The sequence below is a fragment of the Desulfovibrio sp. genome (genome assembly GCF_035644575.1).
Lineage (GTDB): Bacteria > Desulfobacterota > Desulfovibrionia > Desulfovibrionales > Desulfovibrionaceae > Desulfovibrio.
Genome location: NZ_DASQOG010000008.1, coordinates 1 through 6,006 on the forward strand (window position 1 = coordinate 1; position 6,006 = coordinate 6,006).

Here is a 6,006-nt window from a genome sequence, read left to right on the forward strand (position 1 = left end):
GTACCCGCCTGATCGGCTCATTGACAGAACAGTCGGTCCCCCTCCCATCCTGATGGGGAGAACATACACAGCAGCTATTGTTTCGTCAATGTACTATACCCTATAATATAAAATTGTGTTGCAAATTTTACATAACCATTAATCCAGAATGTATTAACTTGTTGCAGTTACTTAGTGTCGGTGCAGGCGCAACAAACGTAAAAAACAGGGAGGCCGCTTGAAAAAACTTTCCCAAGCGACCTCCCTAGCGGAATCCCGGTGTAATGTCAGATTACCGCGAGAACATGCTACTTTAAGACAAATGTGTCATACTTTGATGCAGTTCCCCAGAAGCGGTGATCCAGATACTGCCCACGAATATTCTTTGCATATCCTTCCGTAATTCCAGTCATATGTTCTGATACAGAAGCAACGGCAAAGGCTGCGCTGGCGCGCTGCTCAAAGGCACGGAGCTGGTCAGTCTGGCTTTCTGTCAGGCTTTCCTGCCCGGCAAGATTTTCAGGCAGGGGTTCTCTGTATTCCAGTATCACCTTGGTGTCATTAAAATTGTATCTGGCGGCAAAACCGCGCGTCAGCCAGCGCATGGGCTTTGCTTCGTCCGTCAGCCCTGCAAGGGCTGAAAATGCATCCCTTTTACTGTCCACAATATAGGTGCTGGCCGCAAAGCCGTCATTGTTGAAAATCTCCACACCCTTATCAACGCTAAAGGGGCGCTGCCCATCACTGTCCCAGTACCAGCCGCGCGGCACCTCAGCCAATCCCACAATGGCCAGGGGGCTTTGGGGATCGCCCTTGCCGTAAACTGCAACCCAGGCATGCAGCGGCAAGCCGCCGATAATGCCTGCGTCATCAAGGCTGACGCTTGTTTCGCCGCCGGTAAGCAGGGCCATGTTCACGGCCTTGATGCTGATGGCCGGGCGGGCTGTGGAAACATAGGCCTTGTTCTGCATTCCCCTTTGCAATGCGCCGGTGCATCCGGCCATCAAGGCAAGCAGGCCGAGTGTAACGCAAAGAAGCACTCTGTTCATATGCCCTCCAAGGCTGACGGCGCACATAGATCCCGCGTCATCGTGTGAAGCTTGCGGGACGTTCCATCGCACTTATCCATTAAAATTGCATTAGACAGGCAATTCCACCCCACGGAGGAACTGCTGTTGTGTCTGATTATATTCCAAGGAGTGGACGCATGCAATGCGCCCTCACATGCCTGACTGGCATATGGAAGGGATTCAGTGCCCTCATGCAAGACGCGCCTGGGCCGACAGCGGTAGGCGTGCCAGCCAGCCAGACAAGGGGCACAAGCGCGAAGGATAAAAAACGGGGAAGCTAGGGAGCGGCAGGCTTGGCGGCGGGCGCAGCCTGACTGCCTGCCCCGCCGGGCAGGTAGTTTTGCAGATCGCGCGAAACCTCAAAGGTGTGCAGTTCCGCCGTGGCCGCCCTGGCAAAAGGAGAATCTGCATGGTTGCGCACAATATCCTCAAGCAGAGCCTGAGCCCGCGTGGCATCGCCCAGCTTGCGATACAGCCGGGCCTCGCGGAAGCGCAAGCCCGGATATTCCGGCGATTCCTTGGGCACAAAGGCATTGTAACGCGCAAGCCATTCCAGGGCTTCCGGCACACGGTTGCCCACCTCGCAGATATCCATCAGTGAAAGTATGGCATCCTTGATGCGCTGCGGATCGGCCTTGTCGGAACGTTCGTTCTGCAACTGGGTAAAGAGATCAATAACCTTGCGGTTCAGCGTGTAGGAATTGCGAATGTCCTTGCGCTGTTCGGCATCACGGGCAAGAAAGTATGTGGCGTAGGCCCGCTGATAGAGCGGGATATCCTGCCGCTCGGCAAGCTTTTGCCACATGGCGAGAGCAGCCCCGTTCAGATTGAGGTTCTGGGCCGAGAGCGCCATGGCGTAATCAAGCTGGGTACGCAATTGGGGGTTCAGCGGCCAGGTGGCCACCAGTTTGCCAAGATCAAGAATCTTTGCCCAGGCCCCGGCCTGAAGATAGCGGTTGAAAAATTCCGTAAAAGTCGCTTCCCCATACTGGGGATCCATGGGCGACTTCAAAAATTCCGCTAACATGCCAAGGGCCTGTTCCGTATCTCCCCGTTCAAGCAAGCCCTGCGCCAAGGCATAGCGCATACGCGGGTCTATAGCCCCGTAGCGCTCACGCACCAGGGGAAAGCCATTCCACAAAATGAGAATGCGCCCATAGTTTTTTTCAGCCATGGAATTGGCAAGTTCTTTTTGAAAAGCAAGCCAGATAATATCGCGGGCCTGCGCCACGTTGGCGTTTTCTGGGTAACCATCAATAAAATCTGCGGCCTTGCCCATGGCCTCGGTATAACGCTTGCTCCAATAGAGCCACATGGCCTCCTTGAGCCGCGCAAGTACAGACTCCGGCGCAGTGCGCGAGGCCGCCGCAAGGTTGGCGTAAACCTTGGGCAGATTGCCACTGGCGGCTCTGGCAAAAACCTGGGTCATGGCCTCATAATTGATGGGCGAATCATAAATGCCACCCTCGGCCAGCCGCAAATTTGCCATATTTGCCGCATGAGTTCCCGCAAAATGCCGCGTCAAATAGGAATACAGAAATTCTGCCCCGCTCTTGTTGCCAAGGCGGGTGTACATGTCGCCCATTTTGAGGAGCAGGTCGTCATTGCCCTTTTGCCCGGGCACAAGGTTGTAATACAGCCAGTACAGGGTCAGGGCCGCAACGGGTTTGTCCAGAGCCTCATCATTGGCGCCCTGCAAAAACAGGAATGTGGGGTCTTCAATATAATAGCGGGGCCAGCGCTTGCTTATAAAGTCGAGAATAACCTGCGCATTGGTGTACTTGCGCTGGTTGTTCAGCGCCTGGGCAAGCCCCACGGACGCCTCCTGCAAAAAGGAGGATTCAGGGTATTTGTCGAGCACGATGGCAAAGGACTGCTCCGCCTGTGCATCCATGTGTCTCTTGAGCTGCGCCTTGCCCAAGGCCGTAAAACCCTGCGCCACGCCGGGATAATCCGGATAGCGCCGATACATGGCCACAATGTAGCCCCCGGCGTCTACCAGATTGCCCACGTTGACGTTGACCAGCCCCAGACGCAGGAGGGCCTCCGGCACGCGGGGAGAACGCAGGTCAAAATTCATGGCTTCACTGGTGGCTGAAACAATAGGTTCAAAGCCAGCCAGCGGATTATCGGCATATCTGGCCCATACGCAATCGCTGATGTAATACAGCGTTTTAAGACGCATATCGGCGCTGATGGTGGGCATTTCCTTCAGTTTTTCCAACTGCGGCAAGGCCTCAATGAACTTGCGTTCCTTGATGAGCCGCTCAGCCTCTTCCATCATTTTTTCCGGATCAGCAGGCTTGGCAACAGGATTGCCCTGTTCGTCCACGTAGACTATCGGCCGGGGTTCTTCCTTGGGAGCAGCGGCCCCGTGACCGCCTTTTTCTTCGGCATGGGGCAGGCCCACTACATTATCCGAAACCTTGCCGGATACATTACCGCCCGCGCCGTTCGGCTTTGCCTGACCGGCCACAGGGGCAGGCGGAGGTGTGGAAGCTGCGGCGGGCGCTGGCTGCTGAACCGGTGCAGTTTTTACCTGCGGCGCAGGCTGCGGGGCTGGTTGGAGTGCTGGCTGCGGTATGGCCTGCGGCACTGCCTGCTGGACAGGCTGTGGAACGGGCTGAGCTTGCGGTTGCGCAACGGCTGGAGTTGCGGGCGCTGCCGCGCGCTGGACTCCATTTTGCGGGGCAGGGGCAGGCTGAGCAACCGGTCTTGTGACGGGCTGCGTTGCAGGCTGAGTTACTGGCTGGCTGGCTGGCTGGTTCACGGGCGCAACCGGAGCCGCCGGTGCTGGCGCTGTGACCGGAGCCGCAGCAGAAACATTGCTGGTGATTGATGTAGAAAGCCCCTTACTGTCAGGCCAGTTTTCCGGCCCGCCGGGGTTCACCCGGCTCATGAGGCTCTGTCCGTCCAGCGTCACGGCGGGGCTGCCCGCACCGCCTGCGGCTTGCGGCACTTCGGCGGCTTCCGCAGTCTTGGTCGAACCAAGGGCGGAAAATTTCTGGCTCAAATCCGCCAGTTTTGCCTTACCCGCGTCAAACAGGTCAGTAGTAAACAGGCTGGCAATGGGCAAGGCCTTTACACCCTGCTGTACATCGGCCAGCAGCTTTTGGGTCTTTTGCAATAACCCCACTGCGGCATCTGCGGGCAGGTTAACGGCAAAAGAAGCGCCCTGCCCTTCTGAATCAGCAGACACGTTGCCCACCGGCACACCCGCCGCATCCAGACGAGAGGAATTTTCCCCTTTCTGGGTTCCGGCGGCAAAAATTTCTATATCCAGTTCAGAAGGAGAAGACCGGCGCATGACATGGTTCACGGCCTTGGGGGAAAGCGTAATGCGCAACTGGCCGTTGGAAAGCCCGATGCTGTCGAGCAGCGCACCCGCAGAAGGCGCTGCGCCGCTGCGTTCAAGCGTTGCGGAAGGGTCGTCAAGGTAGAGAAGCAAGGTATTGCCGGTGCGCAGGAGCCTGTGCACCTGACCGGGGCTGTCGAGCGTAAGGCGCAACCTTTCCCCGGCGGGTTGTGAACTTTTTGACTGTTGCCCGGCAGCTGCGGCTGCGTCAGTATCTGCAATGGGCGCCCAGTTCCAGCTCATGCCGTGCGAAGGCTGCGCGGGCAGCAAGAGGCTCGCAATCAGCAGCAAAGCCCCAACACGTGAGCAGCGTTGGGGAATCGCACCCTTGCGGGCAGAAATATGAGGCCGTGTCACGGCGGCGAAAAGTTGTGTGTTCACTTGCACTTCGCAGGATATGTAGTGGCGTCTGAGCCGCAAAATCCAACGCAAATTTTATGCAAATATTATGCCGCTACATACTGCGTTTTTTGAGCTTTTCAATAAGCGTTGTCCGCTTGATGCCCAAAAGCTCGGCGGCCTGATTTTTTACTCCCTCTGCCTTTGCCAGAGCCTCATCAATAAGGCGGCTTTCCACAGCATCAAGAAAATCTTTCAGGTTCTGCCCCTGAGCCGTCAAAACCGTCAGATTGGGCCACACGAAAGCTCCGTTGGCTGCAACGGGCATTGCGGCTTCAACCTGCGGCACGGGGGCGGGTGCCTGCTCCACGCCGTCATCTGCGGTGGGTTCAGCGAGAAGCTCCGCTTCGGGCTCGCACGCAGGGGCATCCTCAACCACCGGGGGCAGCAGCGACACATCGCCCACCTGATCCAGAATCTTGCGCGGCAGATCATCCATGCACACCGTATCGCCATCCACAAGGATGCTCAGGCGCTCCATGAAGTTCTCAAGCTCGCGCACGTTGCCGGGCCAGCTGTAGGCCGCCAGAATACGCCGCGTTGTTTCATCAAGCAGCATGGGATCGCGCGCTTTTTTGGTGCAGAAATGGTTGAGAAAATAACGCGCAAGCAACAGCACATCGTTGCCACGCTGGCGCAGCGGCGGCAAATGCAGGGGAATGACGTTCAGGCGATAGTACAGATCTTCGCGGAAGCGCCCAGCGGCGACCTCAACCTCAAGATCACGGTTGGTGGCGGCCACAATACGCACATCCACCTTTTTGCAGCCAGTGCCGCCCACGCGCTCGATTTCCTTTTCTTGCAGCACACGCAGAATCTTGACCTGAAGGCTTAACTCCATCTCACCGATTTCATCCAGAAAGATGGTGCCTCCGTCGGCCATTTCAAAACGGCCTTGCCGCGAGCGGATGGCGTGCGTAAAGGCGCCCTTTTCGTGACCGAAAAGTTCGCTTTCAAGCAGTTCTTTGGGGATGGCCCCGCAGTTGATGGGTACAAAGGGCTTGTCAGCCCTGCGGCTGTTGGCGTGAAGCGCGCGAACCAGCAATTCCTTGCCAGTTCCCGATTCACCAGTTACAAGCACAGTGCTGTCCGTGGGCGCAACCTTGCCGAGAACCTTGAAGACTTCGGCGAGGCTGGTGCTCTGGCCGATAATGCCGCTGGTATTCAACTCCATGTGTGCATTCTCCGCGTGCATATCCTTTC

Annotated in this window: 3 protein-coding genes; all 3 read right to left on the reverse strand. The window is 57.0% G+C overall.

Translation table 11 applies throughout. From position 1 onward, the window contains the following. Positions 1-287 precede the first annotated feature (287 nt). The 3 genes from VEZ52_RS00390 to VEZ52_RS00400 all read right to left on the reverse strand — a co-directional run bounded on the left by VEZ52_RS00390 (position 288) and on the right by VEZ52_RS00400 (position 5,977). Entirely contained in the window at positions 288-1,028 is a 741-nt protein-coding gene (locus tag VEZ52_RS00390) for a DUF4851 domain-containing protein (protein WP_324835046.1), read from the reverse strand. Positions 1,029-1,326: 298 nt separating this feature from the next. Then, complete coding sequence (locus VEZ52_RS00395) at positions 1,327-4,785, reverse strand: tetratricopeptide repeat protein (protein WP_324835047.1); 3,459 nt, start codon at positions 4,783-4,785, stop codon at positions 1,327-1,329. A gap of 73 nt (positions 4,786-4,858) precedes the next feature. Continuing rightward, positions 4,859-5,977, reverse strand: coding sequence for a sigma-54 dependent transcriptional regulator (locus tag VEZ52_RS00400; protein ID WP_324835048.1), 1,119 nt, complete (start codon positions 5,975-5,977; stop codon positions 4,859-4,861). Positions 5,978-6,006: the final 29 nt, after the last annotated feature.

Bases quoted from the DNA above. Each gene is read 5' to 3' on its own strand.
- VEZ52_RS00390 (WP_324835046.1), bottom strand. From the start codon at position 1,028: ATGAACAGAGTGCTTCTTTGCGTTACACTCGGCCTGCTTGCCTTGATG.
- VEZ52_RS00400 (WP_324835048.1), bottom strand. From the start codon at position 5,977: ATGGAGTTGAATACCAGCGGCATTATCGGCCAGAGCACCAGCCTCGCC.